The organism is Nitrospirillum iridis, assembly GCF_014205765.1.
Taxonomy (GTDB): domain Bacteria; phylum Pseudomonadota; class Alphaproteobacteria; order Azospirillales; family Azospirillaceae; genus Nitrospirillum; species Nitrospirillum iridis.
In genome coordinates this window covers 22,256-41,856 of the sequence record NZ_JACIIZ010000020.1, presented here as the reverse complement: position 1 = coordinate 41,856, position 19,601 = coordinate 22,256, and the positions used below count along the sequence as shown (strand labels likewise).

At 69.1% G+C, this 19,601-nt stretch carries 17 protein-coding genes; 5 read left to right on the top strand and 12 right to left on the bottom strand.

What is annotated here, in order from left to right; genetic code table 11:
- The first annotated feature begins 221 nt into the window (after positions 1 to 221).
- Entirely contained in the window at positions 222 to 1,136 is a 915-nt protein-coding gene (locus tag FHS74_RS26695) for a transglycosylase SLT domain-containing protein (protein WP_184807311.1), read from the top strand.
- A gap of 21 nt (positions 1,137 to 1,157) precedes the next feature.
- Here FHS74_RS26695 and FHS74_RS26690 read toward each other — a convergent pair whose 3' ends face one another.
- The 5 genes from FHS74_RS26690 to FHS74_RS26670 all read right to left on the bottom strand — a co-directional run bounded on the left by FHS74_RS26690 (position 1,158) and on the right by FHS74_RS26670 (position 6,165).
- Positions 1,158 to 2,234, bottom strand: a complete 1,077-nt coding sequence (locus FHS74_RS26690) for a sensor histidine kinase (protein WP_184807310.1) — start codon at positions 2,232 to 2,234, stop codon at positions 1,158 to 1,160.
- 120 nt (positions 2,235 to 2,354) lie between these two features.
- Positions 2,355 to 2,570 carry a hypothetical protein gene (locus FHS74_RS26685; protein WP_184807309.1) on the bottom strand — a complete coding sequence of 72 codons (216 nt, stop codon included), beginning with the start codon at positions 2,568 to 2,570 and terminating at the stop codon, positions 2,355 to 2,357.
- 165 nt (positions 2,571 to 2,735) lie between these two features.
- Complete coding sequence (locus tag FHS74_RS26680) at positions 2,736 to 4,178, bottom strand: FAD-binding oxidoreductase (protein WP_184807308.1); 1,443 nt, start codon at positions 4,176 to 4,178, stop codon at positions 2,736 to 2,738.
- Positions 4,178 to 4,714: a DinB family protein gene (locus FHS74_RS26675; protein ID WP_184807307.1), complete on the bottom strand. Its 537-nt coding sequence runs from the start codon at positions 4,712 to 4,714 to the stop codon at positions 4,178 to 4,180. The genes FHS74_RS26680 and FHS74_RS26675 overlap by 1 nt, the downstream gene beginning before the upstream one ends.
- Positions 4,715 to 5,160: 446 nt before the next feature.
- The gene (locus FHS74_RS26670) at positions 5,161 to 6,165 is read right to left on the bottom strand and encodes an L-threonylcarbamoyladenylate synthase (RefSeq protein ID WP_425491379.1); all 1,005 of its coding nucleotides are present in this window, start codon (positions 6,163 to 6,165) and stop codon (positions 5,161 to 5,163) included.
- A 194-nt stretch (positions 6,166 to 6,359) separates the two neighbouring features.
- Between FHS74_RS26670 and parA the strand changes: the two genes are divergently transcribed.
- Positions 6,360 to 7,028, top strand: a complete 669-nt coding sequence (gene parA, locus FHS74_RS26665; RefSeq protein ID WP_184807306.1) for a ParA family partition ATPase — start codon at positions 6,360 to 6,362, stop codon at positions 7,026 to 7,028.
- Between the two features lie 51 nt (positions 7,029 to 7,079).
- On the opposite strand, the gene FHS74_RS26660 is transcribed toward parA, so the two are convergent.
- From FHS74_RS26660 to FHS74_RS26650, 3 genes are all read right to left on the bottom strand, one after another.
- Positions 7,080 to 7,427, bottom strand: a complete 348-nt coding sequence (locus FHS74_RS26660; RefSeq protein ID WP_184807305.1) for a hypothetical protein — start codon at positions 7,425 to 7,427, stop codon at positions 7,080 to 7,082.
- Between the two features lie 3 nt (positions 7,428 to 7,430).
- Positions 7,431 to 7,895 carry a thioredoxin-dependent thiol peroxidase gene (gene bcp / locus FHS74_RS26655; protein WP_184807304.1) on the bottom strand — a complete coding sequence of 155 codons (465 nt, stop codon included), beginning with the start codon at positions 7,893 to 7,895 and terminating at the stop codon, positions 7,431 to 7,433.
- A 62-nt stretch (positions 7,896 to 7,957) separates the two neighbouring features.
- Positions 7,958 to 10,933, bottom strand: a complete 2,976-nt coding sequence (locus FHS74_RS26650; protein ID WP_184807303.1) for a bifunctional [glutamine synthetase] adenylyltransferase/[glutamine synthetase]-adenylyl-L-tyrosine phosphorylase — start codon at positions 10,931 to 10,933, stop codon at positions 7,958 to 7,960.
- Positions 10,934 to 11,272: 339 nt separating this feature from the next.
- On the opposite strand from FHS74_RS26650, the gene FHS74_RS26645 reads away from it, so the two are divergent.
- Positions 11,273 to 14,476 (top strand): YhdP family protein, encoded by a 3,204-nt coding sequence (locus FHS74_RS26645; RefSeq protein ID WP_343067050.1) that lies wholly within the window; start codon positions 11,273 to 11,275, stop codon positions 14,474 to 14,476.
- Positions 14,477 to 14,551: 75 nt separating this feature from the next.
- Positions 14,552 to 15,682, top strand: a complete 1,131-nt coding sequence (locus FHS74_RS26640) for a JmjC domain-containing protein (RefSeq protein WP_184807301.1) — start codon at positions 14,552 to 14,554, stop codon at positions 15,680 to 15,682.
- 14 nt (positions 15,683 to 15,696) lie between these two features.
- Here FHS74_RS26640 and FHS74_RS26635 read toward each other — a convergent pair whose 3' ends face one another.
- From FHS74_RS26635 to FHS74_RS26625, 3 genes are all read right to left on the bottom strand, one after another.
- The gene (locus tag FHS74_RS26635; protein WP_184807300.1) at positions 15,697 to 16,398 is read right to left on the bottom strand and encodes a hypothetical protein; all 702 of its coding nucleotides are present in this window, start codon (positions 16,396 to 16,398) and stop codon (positions 15,697 to 15,699) included.
- A 107-nt stretch (positions 16,399 to 16,505) separates the two neighbouring features.
- Complete coding sequence (locus tag FHS74_RS26630) at positions 16,506 to 17,288, bottom strand: hypothetical protein (RefSeq protein ID WP_184807299.1); 783 nt, start codon at positions 17,286 to 17,288, stop codon at positions 16,506 to 16,508.
- A 3-nt stretch (positions 17,289 to 17,291) separates the two neighbouring features.
- Positions 17,292 to 17,621 carry a PadR family transcriptional regulator gene (locus tag FHS74_RS26625; RefSeq protein WP_184807298.1) on the bottom strand — a complete coding sequence of 110 codons (330 nt, stop codon included), beginning with the start codon at positions 17,619 to 17,621 and terminating at the stop codon, positions 17,292 to 17,294.
- Between the two features lie 178 nt (positions 17,622 to 17,799).
- Between FHS74_RS26625 and FHS74_RS26620 the strand changes: the two genes are divergently transcribed.
- Positions 17,800 to 18,312, top strand: coding sequence for a phosphatase domain-containing protein (locus FHS74_RS26620; protein ID WP_184807297.1), 513 nt, complete (start codon positions 17,800 to 17,802; stop codon positions 18,310 to 18,312).
- Between the two features lie 6 nt (positions 18,313 to 18,318).
- On the opposite strand, the gene FHS74_RS26615 is transcribed toward FHS74_RS26620, so the two are convergent.
- Entirely contained in the window at positions 18,319 to 19,587 is a 1,269-nt protein-coding gene (locus FHS74_RS26615; RefSeq protein ID WP_184807296.1) for a 3-phosphoshikimate 1-carboxyvinyltransferase, read from the bottom strand.
- Between the last annotated feature and the right edge of the window lie 14 nt (positions 19,588 to 19,601).

Here is a 19,601-nt window from a genome sequence, read left to right as displayed (position 1 = left end):
CGGGGGTGCTCAATGTTATTGGGCGGGCGGGCCCGGTCATTGAGCGATAGGGCCGCGTCCCGTCGACGCGGGTGCCATCCTGCCGGGAGGATGCCGGCCGGGCAAGTATTGGCGAAGGTCGGGACCATCGTGACGGTCTGGCACGCCCTTTGCTTACGTAGTGGACCAGCATCGGATCGGCCCTGTCGGCCGGTCGTTTTCCAGGTAAGTGAGGTCCGGTCGTGAACACCGCGCTGTCCACCACGCAGTTGACTGCAGCACAGGGTTTGGCGTCTTCCGCCCCCGCCAGGATCGTGGCCGCCGTCCAGCAGGCCAGCACCAGGGCGGGGGTAGATTTTTCCTATCTGCTGAAGCAGGCGTCTGTGGAAAGCGGGTACAATGTGAACGCCAAAGCCAGCACCAGCAGCGCCACCGGCCTCTATCAGTTCACCGACTCCACGTGGCTGAACATGGTGCAGCAGCATGGCGCCGAGGTGGGCCTGGGCCAGTACGCCAGCGCCATCAAGACCCGCAGCGACGGCACGGCCTATGTCGCCGATCCCGCCACCCGGCAAAAGATTCTCGACCTGCGCAAGGACGCCAACACCTCCGCGATGATGGCGGCCCAGCTGGCCCAGGACAACAAGACGACCCTGCAGCAGCAGGTGGGCGGCACCATCGGTGGCACCGAGCTGTACCTGGCCCATTTCCTGGGCGCGGGCGGTGCCTCCAAGTTCCTGAACGCGCTGAAGAAAAACCCGAACCAGGCGGCGGACGCCGTTGTTCCCGACGCGGCCGACGCCAACGACGCCGTGTTCTACGACGACAACGGCAAGGCCCTGTCCCTGGGCCAGGTCTACGATCATTTCGCCCGCAAGTTCGACGGCACCGGCGCCACCAGCACGGACAAATATGCCGGGTCGACCACGCTGGGCACCGTCCAGGCGGCCGACAACACCTCGCAGCCCTGGGACATGGTGCGGGGCGGCAGCAGCTCCAAGATGCCGCTGTCCACCTATACCATCATGATGCTGAACGCCTTGGCCGCCCCCACCGATGATGACGACCAGGACAAGGATGGCTACAGCCAGCAGGAACAGCGCATGACCACCAACCGCGCCCCCAACATGGCCGCCGCCTATATGGCGAGCGCCTAACCCGGCCGCAGGCCCCCGGCCTTAGGCGCCCGGCACCGCCGGCACCGACAGCCAGGCCTTCAGACCGTTGTCGTTGGTCCATCCCAACTGTCCGGCGCACTGCCGGGCCAGTTGCTCCAACAGCAGGTGGCCCAGGCCGGCGCGGCGTCTTTTGCCCGCGGTGTCGGCATGTCCGGCGGAATCTTCTGCCGCCCCGGCCGTTGTTGCCGGTCCCGGGGACAGCCCCACGCCATCGTCCTCCACCCGCAGAACCCACCGGTCCCCCTCCGTCGCCAGACTGACGGCGATGGTGCCGGCCCGTCCGTCGGGGAAGGCGTACTTCAGGGCGTTGGTCACCAATTCGTTGGCGGCCAGGCCCAGCGTCACCGCGGCCCGTTGGGGCAGGTTCACATCCTCCACCGAGACCGTGAAGGTGACGGGCCGCCCGGTGCCATGGGCGACCGCCAGGTTTTCCACCAATTGGCTCAGGAAGGCGCGGGCCGGCACGAAGGGTTCGCGTTGCAGCCGCTGCAGGCTGGAATAGACCAGGCCCAGCACGCGCACCCGCTCCCCGGCCTTGGCCAGTTCTCCGGCTTCCAAGGCGCCCGCCCGGGTTTCCGCCACCATCAGCAGGCTGGTCACGGATTGCAGGTCGTTGCGGATGCGGTGATAGATCTCACGCAACAGCATGGCCTGCTGCTGCTCCGATTGCGCCAGCGTGTCCAGGGCGTTGTGCAGGGCGGCGATGATGGCGACCACCACCAAGCTGATGACGACGAACAGCGCGGGCCCAGCCCAGCCCCTGGCCGGCAGGGCGTCCAGCCGGCCGGGCAGGGTGGCGAACTGTTGCAGCCACGGCATGCCGTCGTCGGCCGGCGCCACGAAGGGCAGGGCCAGCACGGCGCTCAAGGCCACGGCCATGAGGCCAGGGCCCACGCCGAACCACAGGGTTCCCAATACCAGCGCCGGAAAGAAATGCACGACAGGATAGCCGTCCAGAATGTCGTCCAGCGCGACACGCAGCCCGAACGACAGGCACACCAACAGGGCGGCGCCGGCATAGCGCGTCATCGCGGATCGGCGCCGCAGGGACAGGAACGTGGTGATGAAAGGCTTCATGGCGGGCGATCATACCGCCGCCTCGGCCGAACGCACTACCGCGAATGGCGGGGTTGCCGGGGCATCAGGCGTTTCCGCCTTGGTCCCGGCGGATGTCGTGCTCCGGAAGCCGGGGCCCCGTCAGAAATGGACCAGGGCCGGATCCTGGGCGCGGCCGGCCATCATCTGGCCGCCGCCACAGCCGCCCGTCATTTGCGGGGCGGAGCAAGGGGCATGGAACCCATCTTGGTCCATGGGGGAGGTGGGGGCCACGGCGCCACCGCGCAGCAGTCGCAGATAGGCGGTGACGGGTGACGGCGCGCGAGGGGCGGTAAGGGTCGAGGTCTTGCCAGGCATCAGCTCTCTCCCTCTCTTTGGGTTGGCCCCGTTCTCGGTCGGGGGAACGCCACAGGCTCCTTATATCCACGGTTAAAGGGTCTCACGCGGGCCGAGTCGTCGTCAATTGACGCCAAAGGTCAGTATGGGCTTATGCCCGCGCGTGGTTTCGCGGTCGAATCCTGCCTATTGGGGTAAGATCTTCCCCGGATTCATCAGGTCGCGGGGATCCAGCAGGCGCTTCAGGCGGGCCATCATGTCTATTTCCAGGCTTGAGCGCGCGCGGGCCAGCTCCTCCCGCTTCTTGTTGCCGATGCCGTGTTCGGCGCTGATCGAACCCTCCAGGTCCAGCACCACGTCGTGCACCGCCCGCATGATGGCCCCGCCCTGTGCCAGGAAGGCGTCGCGGTCGGCCGGGTCGTCGGTGTCGGGCCGGGCGATGTTGTAATGGATGTTGCCGTCCCCCAGATGGCCGAAGGGGTAGGGGCGGGCGCCGGGGCACAGGGCCGCCACCGCCGCGTTCGCCCGTTCGATGAACTGGGGGGTGCGGCTGACCGGGACGGCGACGTCATGGTGCAGCGCCCCGCCCACCTTGCGCCCGATCTCCGGCAGGCCCTCGCGCAGGCGCCACAGCTTCTGGCGCTGGTCGCCACTGGCGGCCAGGGTGGCGTCGGTGACCTCCCCCGCCTCCATCGCTTCACCCAGGGCGCTTTCCACCGTGTCGCGCAGGGCGTCGCCCGGGGTGCCGGCCGTCAGTTCGATCAGGACGTACCAGGGTGATGGTTCCGATAAGGGATCGTTGTGCTCCCCCAGATAGCGGGCGGCGCCCTCGATGGCGAAGCGGGGCATGATCTCGAAGGCCGAGACGGCGTCGCCGCTGGCCTGGCGCAGGCGTTTCAGCAGGCGCAGCGCGGCGGTGACGTCCGGCACCGCCACCAGGGCCGTTTCCATCTGCCGGGGCCGGGGCACCAGCGACAGGGTGGCGGCGGTGATGACGCCCAGGGTGCCTTCAGCACCCAGGAACAGGTGCTTCAGATCATAACCGGTGTTGTCCTTGCGCAGGCGGCGCAGGCCGTTCCACACCCGCCCGTCGGGCAGCACCACCTCCAGCCCCAGCACCTGGGCGCGGGCGTTGCCGTAGCGCAGGGTCAGGATGCCGCCGGCGTTGGTCGACAGGTTGCCGCCGATGGTGCAACTGCCTTCGGCCCCCAGGCTCAATGGGAACATCAGATCCACGTCATGGGCCGCCTGCTGCACCGTGGCCAGGATGACGCCGGCCTCCACCGTCATGGTGTGGTCCAGGGCGTCGACCTCGCGGATGCGGTTCAGGCGGCCCAGGTTCAGCAGCACGGTGCCGCGGCCCGCCAGGGCGCCGCCCACCAGGCCGGTGTTGCCGCCCTGGGGCACCAGGGCGATGCCCGCCTCCGCTGTCAGGCGGACCACCGCCGCCACCTCCTCGGTGGTCGAGGGGCGCAGCACCGCCAGCGGCGTGCTGACGGCGTTGCCGCGCGCCTCCGCCAGGTAGGGGGCCTGCGCCTCGGCATCGGTGACGATTCCGGCGGGGCCCAGGAGGTCGGTCAGGGCGGCCAGGCAGCGGCGGACGGTGTCATCGGAGGGCGGGGTGGTCATCAGGCTTCATCCGGTATCAGGGCCACCAGGTCGGTCACACCCACGTCGACGCCGGCCTGGGTCAGCAGGGTGGTGGCCTGGCCGCGGTGATGGGTCTGGTGGTTGAAGAAATGCACGATCAGGTCGCCAAAACGCCGGGCGCAGGCCTTGCCTGCACTGCTGGTATAGGGCAGCAGGTGGTCCAGGTCGCAGGCCCGCACGCTGACGGCCCACTGGGTGATGGCGGCATCCAGGACCTGGCGGGCGATTGCCAGGCTGGGCAGGTCGGAATAGAGGCGTTCGTCCAGGCCGGACGGTACCGGTAGCGCCATCACCGGATCCAGGGTGGCATAGCCGGCGGGATGGGTGCGGAAGCGCCGCAGCCATAGCGTGTCGCCCACCATCAGATGGTTCAGCGTGCCGAGGATGGAGCGGAAGAAGGCGCCGCGATCCCGCGAAATCTCCGCCGCCGGCAGGCGCGCCGCCGCCTCGACCAGCTTGGCGTTCATCCAGGCGTTGTACTGGGCCATAAGGACGATGTGCCGGGGACCGTTCATGGGGCGAGACCTCGTCGGCCAAGGGGTGTGGAATGCACAGTGTCCGGTCCCGGCCGGCGGGATCAAGGGTTAAACTGCGCTGTTGGTGAGGGACGGAACGGCTATTAAGCTGGTCGCCATAATCTTAAGTGGGTGGGGCCGTGCGCGTTGTTCCCCGATCGGCCTTTTGCGTTGCCGCCATTGCGTGGTTTCCCGTAGCTATTTGGCACGCCAAGATAATTTATGAATGTGGCTTGCCCTGGGGCCTGGGCTCCCTGCTGGGATACATAGTCATGCTGGCGCCTCTTTTTATGGGCTTCTTCTGTGCATTATGGGCATGGCGGGGGACTGCGCGAGGGCCCCGCTGCCAAGTCGCCTTGGCTGGACTATCACTGCTGCTGGCAGGGCTCATGACGTACGCCGAACTAGCCACGCACTTCGTCGGCTATAAATGACCCTGGTGGGTTTCAGCTCCGAGGTGCGGCCGCCCGGCGCAGGCGGTCGTTGATGGCCAGGCCCAGGCCCACATCGGGAATGGTCATGACGGCGATGCCGGCGAGGGCCGGCTTGTCCAGGCGGCGCAGCATGGCGAACAGGTTGGCCGCCGCCTCGCTGAGATCGCCGGTGGGCGACAGGTTTAGCCGCTCCGCGCCGCCCAGGACGAAGCGGTCGGGGCCGAAGCCCAGCAGCGCCTCATCCTTGGCGGCATTGACGGCGTTCAGGCGTACCGGCAGGCCCGGGGCGTAGTGGCTTTCCAGCATGCCGGGCGCCCGGAGGCCGGTATTGGGGACGCCGCCGCCGGGGGCGGCGGCGCGCTGGATGGGGCCCAGCACGGCCTCGATCTCCTCCGGCGTGATCGAGCCGGGGCGCAGCAGCACCGGGGTCTCGCCCGACAGGTCCAGCACGGTGGACTCCACCCCCACGGGGCAGCGGCCGTCGGCCAGGATCAGGGCCAGGCGTCCGCCCCCACCCTCGGGGAACTCGTCACGCACATGGATGGGGGCCGTGGGGCTGACATGGCCGGAGCGGTTGGCGCTGGGGGCGGCGATGGGGCGCCCGCACGCCTGCAGCAGGGCGCGGGCGGTGGGGTGGCGCGGCACCCGCACCGCCACCGTGTCCAGCCCGGCGCTGACCAGCAGCGACAGGGGGGCGTCCGCCCGGCGGGGCAGCACCAGGGTCAGCGGGCCGGGCCAGTACAGGTCCGCCATCTGGTGGGCGCGCTCATCCATCACGGCATAGCGCTCCACCGCCGCCACGTCGGGCAAGTGGACGATCAGGGGGTTGAAGGTGGGGCGGCCCTTGGCGGCGAAGATGTCGGCCACCGCCTGGTCGTTGCCGGCGTCACCGCCCAGGCCGTAGACCGTCTCCGTCGGGAAGGCCACCAGCCTGCCCTCGGCCAGGGCCTGGGACGCGCGCTCCAGCGCGGCCGTGGTGGGCGGCGACATGTCGGGGGCGGGATGGGGCTGGGTCACGGGGGCGATGCCTGACAGGGAATTTCCCCCTATCTAGCCTTGTCGGCTTGCCCTGTCCAAGAACAAGGGCCGCAACGCCGGCTTCCTCTTTTGAGGGGGCGGCCATTGTGCACTGCACCCTTGCCCCCCATTGCCGCGCGGTCCACACTGCCGCCACCGGGTAGCAATCACGGTGTTTTGAGGGAGCGAGCATCATGGCGGGCCACGTCGTCACCATCGCGCAGCAGAAGGGCGGGGCGGGCAAGACCACGCTGGCCATCCAGCTGGCCGTGGCCTGGTCGCTGGCCGGCTTACGGGTGGCGGTGGTGGACATCGACCCCCAGGGCAGCCTGACCGCCTGGTTCGGCCTGCGCACCCAGACCCTGGATGATCCCGGCCTGACCCATATGCAGATCAACGGCTGGCGCACCCAGAAAGAGGTGGAGCGCCTGGCGCGGGAGCACGACGTGGTGGTGGTGGACAGCCCGCCGCACGCCGAGACGGAGGCCCGCATCGCCGTGCGCGTCGCCACCCTGGTGGTGGTGCCGGTACAGCCCAGCCCGATGGATTTGTGGGCCACCCGCCCGACGTTGGAGATGGCCAAGGCGGAAAAGCGCCCGGTGCTGCTGGCCCTGAACCGCGTTCCCCCCCGCGCCAAGCTGGCCGACCGCCTGACCGAGGCGGTGGCGGGATTGGGCGTGCCCATGGCGGAATCCGTCATCGGCAACCGCGTGGGCTTCGCCGGCGCCATGATGGACGGCCTGTCCCTGCAGGAAACCGACCGCCGGGCCAAGGGCTCCGAAGAGGTCGCGGCGCTGGCCGGCGAAATCCTGGCCCGCCTGGGCGGCACCCTCACCGCCGGCGCCAAAAGCGCCAGCGCGTGAGGCTGAAGGCGAAGGTTCAGGCGTCACAAGGTTCAAGGGGGAGGTGGGGCCTCAAGGGGAAACCCAGTGATATTTCCCGACGACCAACCCATCGCGATCAATGGATATCGACCAAGCCTCCGTATCCAACATCAGGCGGTTCTCATACCAAAACCGTTTGAAGCACGGCGCTTCGCACCCGCGATCAGCGTAGCGGGTGAAAGGCTTGGCCGGATACTCTGTCACTGACGGCTTCCCCAGAATCCGGACGACCGAATTTTCTGTCTGGCCGACTTCTATCGTGTCGAAAGACGATTGGACGCCCCTGCCGATATGAAGTGTCATCACGGCGGCGCCTGTCAGGATCAAGACGAGTCCCGACATCGACCCGGTCAGGACTCGTCTTGAAATGAAAAGCATGCCTTACAGCCCCTTCACCGCCGCCAGCACGGCGTCGACGTGGCCGGGGACCTTGACCTTGCGCCAGACCTGGGCGACGCGGCCGTCCTGGTCGATCAGGAAGGTGGCGCGTTCGATTCCGAAGTAGGTGCGGCCGTACATGTTCTTCTCCACCCAGACGCCGTACTCCTCGCAGACGGTGGTGTCGGCGTCCGACGCCAGGGTGAAGGGCAGGCTGTACTTCTTCTTGAACTTGTCGTGGCTGGCCACGCTGTCCTTGGACACGCCGATGATGGTGGCGTCCACCGTCTCGAAATGCGGCAGGGCTTCGCCGAAGCCGCAGGCCTCCGCCGTGCAGCCGGTGGTGTCGTCCTTGGGGTAGAAATACAGCACCACCGGCCGGCCCTTCAGGGACGACAGCGTGACAGTGCCGCCACCATCGGTGGGCATGGTGAAGTCCGGGGCGAGTGAACCAACCTCAACGGCCATGGTGTTTCTTCCTTCTGGGTAAAGGGCAAGCCGCCTTCATACGCGAAGGGCGGGCGGATGGATCAGGCGGCGGGCGGGGGCGGGGCCAGGCGGGCCGCCGGCTCCTCCACCACCTTCTGGAACAGGGCGTAGGCCTGGGCGGCGGCGGCGCGGATTCTGCTTTCCGCGGCGTCGAAGTCAAGACCACTCCCCACCGCCTCCGCCAGGGCCAGGCGCAGGGCCGGCGGGGCATCGGCCACCTTGGTGTCGCCCGCCACCGTCAGGCGCAGGAAGGCCTGCACCCGGCGCCACAGGCGATGAATGTCGATCAAGGCGTCGGCATCCGCCGCGTCCAGCAGGTCGGCGTCCCGCAGCCGGGCCAGCGCGCCGGTGGTGTTGGGGTCCAGGATGTCGGGATGGTCGGCGGCGTGGCGCAGGGTCAGGTATTGCGCCAGGAACTGGATGTCCACCATGCCGCCACGCACATGCTTCACCGACCAGGGGTCCTTGGTGTGGTGTTCCTTGTCCATGCGGGCGCGCATGTCGGCCACGTCGGCCAGCAGCGTGTCCGGGTCGCGCCGCCGCACCAGCACCGCCCGGATTGCGTCCGTCAGCTGGGCCCGCAAGGCCGGCGGGCCGGTCAGCACCCGGGCGCGGGTCAGGGCCATATGCTCCCACGTCCAGGCGCTTTCCCGCTGATAGCGGGTGAAGGCGTCCAGGCTGACGGCCAGCGGCCCCTTGTTGCCGGAGGGGCGCAGGCGCATGTCCACCTCGTACAAGGCGCCCTCGGCCGTGGGCACGGTGATGGCGTTGATCAGCCGCTGGGTCAGGCGGATGAAATATTCGCTGGGCGAGAGTGGCTTGGGTCCGTCCGACTGGTCGGCGTCCGCGGGCACCTGGTAGACGGTGATGAGGTCCAGGTCCGAGCCCAAGGTCAGGGACCGCGCCCCCAGCCGGCCCATGGCCAGGATGGCCATGCCGGTGTCGTCGCCGGCGGGGAAGCGGCCGTGGCGGGGCGTGTACTCCCCCTCCACCCGCTCCTGCAGGACGGTCAGGGCCGTCTCCGCCACCGTGGTCAGGAAGGGGCCGCACTGGTCGCCGTCGGCCAGGTGGCGCAGGATCTGGATGCCGGCGCGCAGGCGCTGGTCGCCGGTCCAGCGCCGCGTCAGGTCCAGCACCTCCTCGAAATGATGGGCGTCGGCCAGTTGGCGGAACAGGCCGTCGCGCAGTTCCGCCGCGTCGGGCAGATGGTCGAAGAACCCGGGCGTCAGCACGGCGTCCAGCTGCGATGGCCGGCGGGCCAGGCTGTCGGCCAGGCGCGGCGCCGTCCCCATGATCAGGGCCACCAGTTCCAGCAACCTGGGGTTGGCATAGAACAGGCTGAACAGTTGCACGCCGGCCGGCAGGCGTTCCAGGAACTCATCGAACTTCATGAAGGCGTGGTCGGGCTGGGCGGTGCCGCCCAGGGCCGCCAGCAGGCTGGGCACCAGTTCCGTCAGCAGCTCGCGCGCCCGGGTGCTGCGGGTGGCGCGATAGCGGCCGTGGTGCCAGGCGCGGATCTGCGCCGCCACCACCGAGGGGTTTTGGAAGCCCAGCCCCCGCAGGGTGATGATGGTGTCGGGGTCGTCCTCGGTCCCGGTGAAGACCAGGTTGCCGGGGCCGGACAGGGGCGGCGCCTCCTCGAACAAGGCGGCGTAGCGGTCCTCCACCCGGCCCAGGGTGGCCAGCAGATCAGTACGGAAGGCGGCCGGGTCGGCGTAGCCCAGGAAGGTGGCGATGGCGGCCACGCCGTTGTCATCGACCGGCAGTTTGTGGGTCTGCTGGTCGTCCACCATCTGCACCCGGTGCTCCACCCGGCGCAGGAAACGGTAGGCGGCCTTCAGATCCGCCGCCGCCGCCTCGCTGACCCGGTCGGCCGCCACCAGGGCGTCCAGCGCCATCATGGTGGCCGGCACGCGCAGATGGGCGTCCCGTCCGCCATAGATCAGCTGCTGGGTCTGGGCGAAGAACTCGATCTCGCGGATGCCGCCCCGGCCCAGCTTGATGTCGTGGCCGTTCACCGCCTTGTCGCGGTGGCCCTTGTGGGCGCCGATCTGCCGCTTGATGGAATGGATATCCTGGATGGCGGCGAAGTCCAGGTTGCGGCGCCAGATGAAATGGCGGATCAGGCCCATGAAGTCCTGGCCGGCCTTGCGGTCGCCCGCCACCGGCCGCGCCTTGATCATGGCCGCCCGCTCCCAGTTCTGGCCCAGGCTGCCGTAATAGGCCTCGGCGGCGGAGACGGAAACGGCCAGCGGCGTGGCGCCGGGATCGGGGCGCAGGCGCAGATCGGTGCGGAAGACGTAGCCGTCCACCGTCCGCTCCTCCATGATGCGCACCAGATCGCGCGCCAGGCGCACGAAGGTGCGCGTCATCTCATCGGGGTCGCGGGCCTGGACCACCCCGTCGTCGTAAAGGATGATCAGGTCGATGTCGCTGGAATAGTTCAGCTCCAGCGCCCCGAACTTGCCCATGGCCAGCACGATCAGGCCGCTGCCGGCCTCCGGGTCGTGGGTCGCGTCGGGCAGGCGTATCTCCCCCTTGGCGGCCAATTGGCGCAGCAGGTGGCGGGCGGTGAGGCGCAAGGCCGCCTCCGCCAGCTGGCTCAGCGCCCCGGTCACCTGTTCCAGGGTCCAGGCTTCCGCGATGTCAGCGGCGGCGATCAACAGGGCGGCGCGCCGTTTGGCCACGCGCAGGGCCTTCATCAGCCGATCGGTGGTGGTGGGACCGCCCACCTCGGCCCACAGGCCCTCCAGCAGGTCCATGAAGGCGGCATCGAAGCCTTGCTCCGTCACTTGCCGGAAAAAAGCCGGTTCCTTCAGCAGCGCCTGTCCCAGAAAGGGGCTGTTGCCGAGGATGGCGGCCAGCAGGGCCGACCCGTCGGCATCGGCGGCGTAATCCCGGGCGAACACAGCCAGATCGGCATCGCCGGAATCGTCCGCCCGCCGCTGCCAGGAGTCCAGGCCGCGGGCCAGAAGTTCGGCATCTGCCGCTTGGGGTAGGGATTTCGCATTGAACATGGATATCTGACCGGGCTATGCCAGGAATTGGGCCTCGCCCCCGTGTAACCCGTCCATCCCGGCCCCATGTTGCTGGGACCGGACGCGGGTCTGGGGTTGGGTCCCGTTCGCCGTTCTTGGTTGGCGGGGGATCGGGGGCAGAGTGCCCACGGCCCGCCGACGCGGTCAAGCCAATGCCGGAAGTCTGAACCTTTGCCTCGTCCGACGCCTCCCATCCCCCCTGCCGAGGCCCCTTCCGAGGCGCCGGTCGGTTTGCAGGTGCCCGGAAGGCGGCTGCCGGAACCTCCCCCGCCGCCCCCAGCGCGGCGGCGGCGGGGTGTCGTGGGGCACGCGGCGTTGGTGGTCCTTGAACTGCTGGCGGGGATTCTGCTGGTGGTCTTGGTCACGGTCGGCTTGTTGTCCTGGCGGCTCAGCCGTGGACCCATGCCCATCTCCTGGTTCGCGCCCTATCTGGAACAGGCGGTGAACGCCAGCGGCCCCATCCGCATTTCCGTCCACAAGGTGCTGCTGGCCAAGGCGCCCAAGGGGGCGACGGTGGAAATCCTGGCCGATGACGTGGTGCTGACCGGCACGGGCGGCGCCACCGTGGCCACGCTGCCGGAATTCCGCGTGGCGTTATCGGTCCCCGCCCTGTTGCACGGCCGGTTGGCGCCCACCCGCATCGTCCTGGTGCGCCCCCGGCTGAACGCCATCCGCGAGGTGGACGGGCGCTTCCGCCTGGCCCTGCTGGCGGATGACGACACCGACGACGGCAACGACTTCATGGCCGACCTGCTGACGGCCCTGAAGCGTCCGCCCGACCCGCTGGAACCGCTGGGGGCCCTGACCAAGCTGGTGGTGTCCGAGGCGCGGCTGTCGGTGGACAATCGCCAGCTGGGCCTGGTGTGGTCGGCGCCGCGGGCCGACATCACCCTGTCGCGCGACCGGGACGGCATCAGCGGCACGGCCCAGCTGGTGGTGGATCTGGGCGGGCATATGACCCAGATGTCGGCGGACCTGGGGTATCGCCTGGCCGCCGGCACCGTCAGCGCCGTGGCCCACTTCTCCGGCGTCAGTCCGGCGGACCTGGCGCGCGTCACCCGCGCGTCGGATGGGGTGTTGGCGGCGCTGGGCGGCATCGACATGCCGCTGGCCGGCACCATCGCGCTGGATTTGGCCGCCGATTTCTCCCCCCGCATCCTCGATGTCGCCATCAGCGGCACGGCGGGGACCGTCACCTTGCCGGGCCGTCTGAAGGCCCCGCTGGCCGTCGCCAACCTGGATCTTCAGGCGCGGCTGGAGCCGGGGGGCCTGACCCTCACCCACCTGAACCTGGCGCTGCCCGGCGCCAACGGCGCCGCGCCCGGCTCCACCGTGGCGCTGACGGGCAAGGCCACCAAGCGGGACGACGGTGGGTACAAGGTGGCGCTGTCCACCGAGGTCAAGGCCGTGCCGCTGAACGGGCTGGACGCGCTCTGGCCGCTGGACGCCCTGCCCAAGCCGCGCGCCTGGATCATGCAGAACCTGTCAGACGGCGCCTTCGACAAGGTGACCTTCAGCCTGGAGGGCGCGGCGCCGGCCGACCTGTCGGACCTGGCGACCGCCCACATGGCGGCCAGCTTCGCCTTCTCCGGCGCCACCGTGAACTACATGGACGGCATGCCCAAGGTGAAGGATGTCGGCGGCACCGCCACCTTCGACGGCGGGCACCTGGGCATCGAGCTGACGCGGGGCCACCTGTTGGACCTGGCGCTGGGCACCTCCCATTTGGACATCACCGGCCTCGACAAGACATCGCAGAGGATGGAGATGACGCTGCCGGTCAGCGGCCCCATCTCGTCGGCGCTGACAGTGATCGACACGCCCCCGCTGGGCTATGCCCGCAAGGTCGGCCTGGTGCCGGCGGCGGTGGGCGGCACCGCCGACATGACCCTGCGTTTCGATTTCCCCCTGGTCGCCACCTTGAAGATGGACCAGGTGAAGCTGGGCGTGCAGGCCCGTCTGAGGAACGTGGCGGCGGATGGGCTGGTGGCCGATGTCCGGGCCACGGATGGCGATCTGACCCTGGTGCTGGATAACAAGGGGATGGACACCAACGGCACCGCCCGCCTGAATGGCATGCCGGCCCGTATCCTGTGGCGCGAGAACTTCCCGGAGGAGGCGCCCATCGGCACACGTGTGGCCTTGCAGGCCACGGCCAGCGACCGCGATCGCCAGACCTTCCACCTGGATTTCCCCGAATGGGTGCGCGGCCCCGTGGGCGTCAGCATGGTCTACACCCGCGACGCCCGTCACAATGAGACCATCGTTGCCGACCTCGACCTCACCCGCTCCGCCCTGGCCGTCGCGCTGATGGACTGGCGCAAGGTGCCGGGCACGGCGGCATCCGGCCATGTCGAGGTGGGGTTCGAGCAGGGCCGCCCCCTGCATGTGAGCCGCTTCCAGCTGAAGTCGGACGGGATGGAGGCTTCGGGCAGCCTGGACCTCAAGCACAACTTCTCCATCGGCCATCTGGCCGTCGACCGCTACCGCCAGGGTAACACCGACCTGGCGATGACGGTGGACGTGGACGATGCCGGTGGTATGCGGGTGAAGGCGGCCGGCCCCTCCATGGACGCCCGGCCCTTCCGCCGTTCCGCCTCCGGCGGCGCCCGTGCCCCGACCGAGGCGGAGTTGAAGGCCCTGGATGCCCGGCCGCCGCTGGACATCGATTTCAGCTTCGACCGGGTGGTGACCGCCGGTGGCGGGCGGGAGATCGGCGCCACCAAGGGGCGGTTCGTCCGGCGGGGGCGCAATTGGCGCTCCGTCGCCCTCGACACCCGCGTCGGTAAGGGCGATGCTGGCCACCTGGCCCTGCGCTACGTTCCGGATGGCGACGCCATGGCGCTGACCCTCACGTCGGACGATGCCGGCGCGGCGCTGCAGCAGCTTGACGTGCTGGATCATCTGCGCGGCGGCAAGCTGGTGGTGAAGGGCCGCAGCACACCCGGCGACCCGCACGAGGTGGTGGCCGGGACCCTGGATGTGACCGACTATCAGGTGGTGGAGGCGCCGGTCATGGCGCGCCTGCTGTCGGCGGCCAGTTTCCAGGGCTTCTCCGACTTCATGAGCGGCTCGCCCATCACGTTCGCCAAGCTGGAGGGCGGCTTCCACTGGACCGACACCGGCGTCACCTTCCATGACGTGCGCACCTCGGGCGCCGCCATCGGCCTGACCATGGAAGGCGAGATCAACATGCGCCAGAGTTCGGCCGACCTGCAGGGCACCATCGTGCCCTTTTCCACCTTCAACAAGCTGCTGGGCGCCATCCCGCTGGTGGGCGACTTGCTGACCGGTGGCGAAGGGCAGGGCTTGTTGTCGGCCACATACCGGGTCAAGGGTCCGCTGGACGACCTGGACGTGTCGGTCAACCCGCTGGCCGTGCTGGCGCCGGGCTTCCTGCGCAACCTCTTCTTCCTCTCGCCCACGGATGAGGACGGCAAACCGGAAAAGCCGGTGCCGAAAAAGCGGCCGGCCAAGCCGGCTGGCGGGGCGGACCCGTCGGCATCTGACACGCCCAAGTAGAAAGTGTCCGGTTTTCCGGCGTGAATCGCTATCATGGGCGCAAGCGCTGGACGGGGTCAGGGAGGTTGGGGGCATATGCTTGGTGGCGTGGCGGCTTTGGTCCGCCCTCATGACCCGGCGGATCTGGACCGGGCCTTTTTGGAAAAGCGGCGCCTGCACCTGCGCACCGACGGGGCGGAGGGCTTCAGCCGCCTGCTCCCCTGGTCGCTGGTCAACAGCCAGGTGACCCTGGCGGGGCTGCACAGCGGCCGCCTCCGTCTGGTCCGGTCGGGCAAGGACCTGCCCTATGAAACGGTGGTTGGCCGCTCCAAGGCGGGCGTGCTGTTTCTCAAGAGCGCGGTCCTGCATGAGCAAGCCAATCAGGGTCTCAGCCTGGCGCTGAACCATCTGCACCATGTTTCCCCCCGCATCGCCGCCCTGGTCGCGGCGGTGGAACGGCGCTACCGCGTGCGCGGCGGCGCCAACGCCTATGTCAGCTTCCAGCGGGACGGGGCGCTAGGGCCCCATTGGGACAACCACGACGTCCTGATCCTGCAAATCCATGGGGAAAAGCGCTGGCACTGCCACGGCACCCGCGCCGTCCACCCCCTGGTCAGCCGCAGCTATCCCACCCTGGCGGAGGCCGGGCCGATCGAATGGCAGGACACCCTGCGCCCCGGCGACGTGCTGTACATCCCCCGGGGCGACATTCACTGGGCGGCGGTGCCGGAGGGCGGCTGCTCCGCCCACCTGACCCTCAACCTGGGGGGCTTGCGGGCCAGGGACATGCTGCGGGCGTTGGCCGGCCGCCTGGAGGGCGACGACGCGACCTTCCGGGAGGAGGTGATGGCCGTTGCCAGCCCTGACGCGACACGCCAGCAACTGGCGACGCAGGCGGACCTGTTGAACGCCGCGCTGGACCAGCCGGACCTGGCGGCGCTGTTCACCCAGCTGGACGCGGAACGGGAACCGTTCCTGCCCCTGAACCTGGGCCTGGACCGCGCGCTGTCGGACGCGACGGAAATCCATCCCGCCGCGCGCGGCCCGGGCATGGTTCCGGCCAAGCTGCCGGCGGACCAGCGGCGGGTGCTCACCCAACTGCTGGCCACCGATGGCGCCCACCTGGGTGATCTGAAGCCGGTCTTGCCCGACATGGCGGAGGACGCTGTGACCGGGGCGGTGGCGGCCCTGGCCAGCACCTCCCTGGTCTGGCTGTTCCAGGACTGACAGCGGCGGCGGCGTCAGGTCGGGTTGGACATGGGCTTCCCGGTGGGCTTCACGGCGGGCTTGTGGGGGGCCGCCGCCGGCGCCATGTCCGGCCCCGCCTGGGATGTTCCCGCCTGAGGGGACTGGGCGGGGGACTGGGCAGGGGGCGGGGCGGTGTCCCGCCAGGCCACCCAGAAATGGGCCACGGTCTGGCGCCGGGTTTGGGCTTGCTTGTTCATGAGGGTCAAGGTCAGGATCCGGTTCCCGGTCTCTTGGGTGCCGCTATACTGGCTCCCCGTGTACGTGCTGTCGGCGATGAAGGTGGCGACCCCGTCGCCACAGACATAGCGGGCGCATTCGCCCATGGGCGCCCGGTCCTGTGAGATGCCGCAGTAGACGGCCACGACCTGGGCGGTCCCCGGCAGTTCCACCAGCAGGTTCTCTTCCCGTTCCGGGCGGATGGCGGTCCGCGTCTCCACCTCCGTGACCCTCACGCCGGGGCCGCCCAGATCCCGCGCCATGCGGTTCTGGCCCTGGTAGTCGGTCCAGGCCTGGCAGAAGGGATAGTCCACCAGGTTGGGGCTGACGAAATTGCCGGGGTTGGTGCGCAGGCCCGCCTGCCGCCACCACGGGTCCGGTATCGAGGCGTTCAACAGGCCATAGACCAGGCAGCAGGAGAGGGCGGCCGAGATCAGGGACCCCAGCAGTCGGCTCATGGTCACAATGGGAAACGGCATCGGGGACTCCAGCGACATGGTTGTGCTCATGGCACATGCACTCCCTATTTTATTCTGCAATGTAGAAGAAATAAGCGCGCCCGGCTAAGGATGCTGAAACGGAGGGTTCAGGGGGAGGGGTTCGTGTCCTGCCAGGCCACCCAGAAATGGCCGGTGACATGGTCCTCGGCGGCGGTGGACCGGGTGGCCATGCCCAAGGTCAGGACACGCCCGTTGGCGTAGGCGCTGTCCTCGATGAAGGGGGCGGCCCCGGCGTCGCAGCCGCCGCGGGAACATTCCTCGATGGGCGCGCTTTGCCGGGCGGTGCCGCAGTAGATGGCCACCACCTTGGCCGTTCGGGGCAATAGGACGGACAGATTCCGCCCGGCCCCCGAGCGCACCGCGTCCTGGGTCGCGATCGGCAGCACGTGGACGCCACGCCGGTACAGGTCCCGCGCCATGCGGTTATTGCCCTGATAATCGGTCCAGGCCTGGCAGACGGGATAATCGGGCGGGTTGAAGCCCCGGAACTGGCCGGGATAGATCGGCAGGCCCGCCTGTGCCCACCACGGCGGCGGCACCAGGGCCGCCAGGGTGCCGCAGCACAGGGCGAAGGCGCCGGCCGCCACGACCATCGACACCAGCAGTCGCCCGCGGTCCAGGAACCGTAGCAGGATCAGGCTCTCCAGCCGCCGGTAGGCGATGGCCAGGATGCTGGAGGCGATGTCGCGGCGATAGCGGCGGAGCGCCACCTCCGGCCCCAAGGATGCCAGGGCGTTGACGTACGATTCCTCCAAATCGCCCATGCGGTCCTCCACCTCATGGGTGGAGGCCACCAGCGTCAGGCAAAGGCGGGGGAACAGGGGCAGGCCAGCGGCGGGGAGGGCGGGGGCGTTGGGCGTCATCATCATGGTTCAGGCCCCCTTGCCCGCCAGGCCCAGGCCGGACTCCAATTCGTGCCGGGCATTGACGGCGTGGTCCAGCGCCTTGCGCCCTTCGCCGGTCAGCGTGAAATAGCGCTTGGCCCGGCCACCGCGCTTCTGCGTCGGCTCACCCAAATGGGTCACCAGCAGTTCCTTGGCCGTCAACCGGTCCAGGGTGGTGTAGACGGCGCCGAAGGAATGGTCGCGTTGGGTGCGCCGTGACAGCTCATCCCGGATGGCCACGCCATAGGCGCCATCACCCAGCGCCAGGATGACCATCATCACCGCCTGTTCCAGAGCGCCCAAGGTATGCCTGCCCATCCACCGGACCTCCCCATTTCTTCTACAAAGTAAATTCAAATTGGGGGGTAGGTCAAGGAGGGTTCTGGGACGGGCCTGAAGGAGATGCCGCGCCAACCTGTCATTGCCCAGTCGATTCGAGTCAACGCAAGATATCGAGGCCGCGCGACGGCGCTGTATGGGGCGGAGAACAAATCGAATGCGCGGGGGCCTTTACTGGATAGAAACCCAGGACCTGAACTGGACAGGCCGATTGGCCATCATGGCGCGCCCTCGCGCCGGCGATTGGCTGGCGGATGAAATCGCCAGCTGGCAGGCGGCCGGTGTTCACGAGGTGGTGAGCCTGCTGGAGCCGGCGGAGGTCCGGGAGTTGGACTTGGCACGTGAAGTGACGCTCTGTCAGGACGGTGGGCTGGTATTCACGACCCTTCCCATCCCGGATCGGGGTGTGCCTGGCTCCATGCGTGGGATGGCGGCCCTAGCCCGACGCCTGGCCTCGAACCTAGGGGCGGGCCGATCCGTGGCCGTGCATTGCCGGGCCGGCATTGGTCGCTCATCGCTGGTGGGAGCCTGCGTGATGGTTTGCGCTGGTTTGGAGGCGCCGACGGCTTTCGACCGCATCGCACAAGCCCGGGGTGTGCCCGTGCCGGACACGGAAGAGCAGCGCGCCTGGGTGCGATCGTTCGCCGAGGCGCTGCCGCTAATGGCCTGAGGTCATCTACGCCGCGTCCACCAACTCCACGCCCAGGCTGTCCAGCGCCTGCCAATAGCCGGGGTAGGTCTTGGCGACGCAGGCCGGGTCCAGGATGGTGATGCCGTGGATCTTCAGGCCGGCCAGGGCGAAGCTCATGGCGATGCGATGGTCGGCGTAGGTTTCGATGCGGGTGGGCAGGCTCTGGCCGACCAGGCCGGGATCGCTGGCCACCAGCAGATCGTCACCCTCTTCCAGCCCCAGGCCGGGGCGGATGCGCGACAGTTCCGTCGCCAATGCCGCCACGCGGTCGCATTCCTTGACCCGCAGGTTGGCGATGCCGGTGAAGCGCACCGGCGTGGCGTTGAAGGCCGCCAGCACGGCCAGGGTGGGGATGGCGTCCTGCATCTGCGATCCGTCGATGACGGCCGGCAGGTGGGGGAACAGACGGATGAAATCGTAGGCGCGGGCGTCCGGCTGGGTGAAGGCGGTGGCCGGGGTGCCGAGGTCGATGGCGCCGCCGGTCAGGGCCTCCGCCGCCCACAGGTAGGTCGCGGCCGAGGCGTCGGGCTCCACCGGGAAGTCGGCGGCCCGGTAGCCGGTGGCGGCCACGGTCCAGACGGTATCGCGGGGATGGCTGACCTGGGCGCCGAAGGCGGCCATGGCGGCGGTGGTCAGGTCGACATAGCCCTTGGCGCCGATGTCGGCCCCGGTCAGCACCACGTCGGTCGGCGCGCGCCCCAAGGCGCCCATCATGAGTAGGGCGGAGACATACTGGCTGGACAGGCCGCCGTCGATCTCCACCCGGCCGCCGGCATATCCACCTTGGCCATTGACGGTGACGGGGGGGCAACCGGTCGCGGCAGTGATATCCACGCCCAGGGTCTTCAGCGCGGCCACCAGCGGGGCGATGGGGCGCTTGCGCATGTGGGCGTCGCCGTCCACCACCACGGTGCCGTCCACGGCGGCGGCCACCGCCGCCGTCAGGAAGCGGGTGGCGGTGCCGGCATTGCCCAGGAACAGCGGCTGGGCCGGCGCGTTCAGCCGGCCGGTGCCGTGGACGACGAAGGTGGTGTCGTCCGGCTCATCCACGTCGACCCCCATGTCGCGCAGGGCCTGGGCCATATAGCGGGTGTCGTCGCTTTTCAGCGCGCCGGTCAGCCGGCTGGTGCCCATGGCCAGTCCGGCCAGCAGCAGGGCGCGGTTGGTGATGGATTTGGAGCCCGGCGGCGCCACCCGGCCCTTCAGCGGCCCCTGCGGCGGAATGATCAAAGTCGCGCCGTTGCCGTTACCCATCACCTACGTCTCCG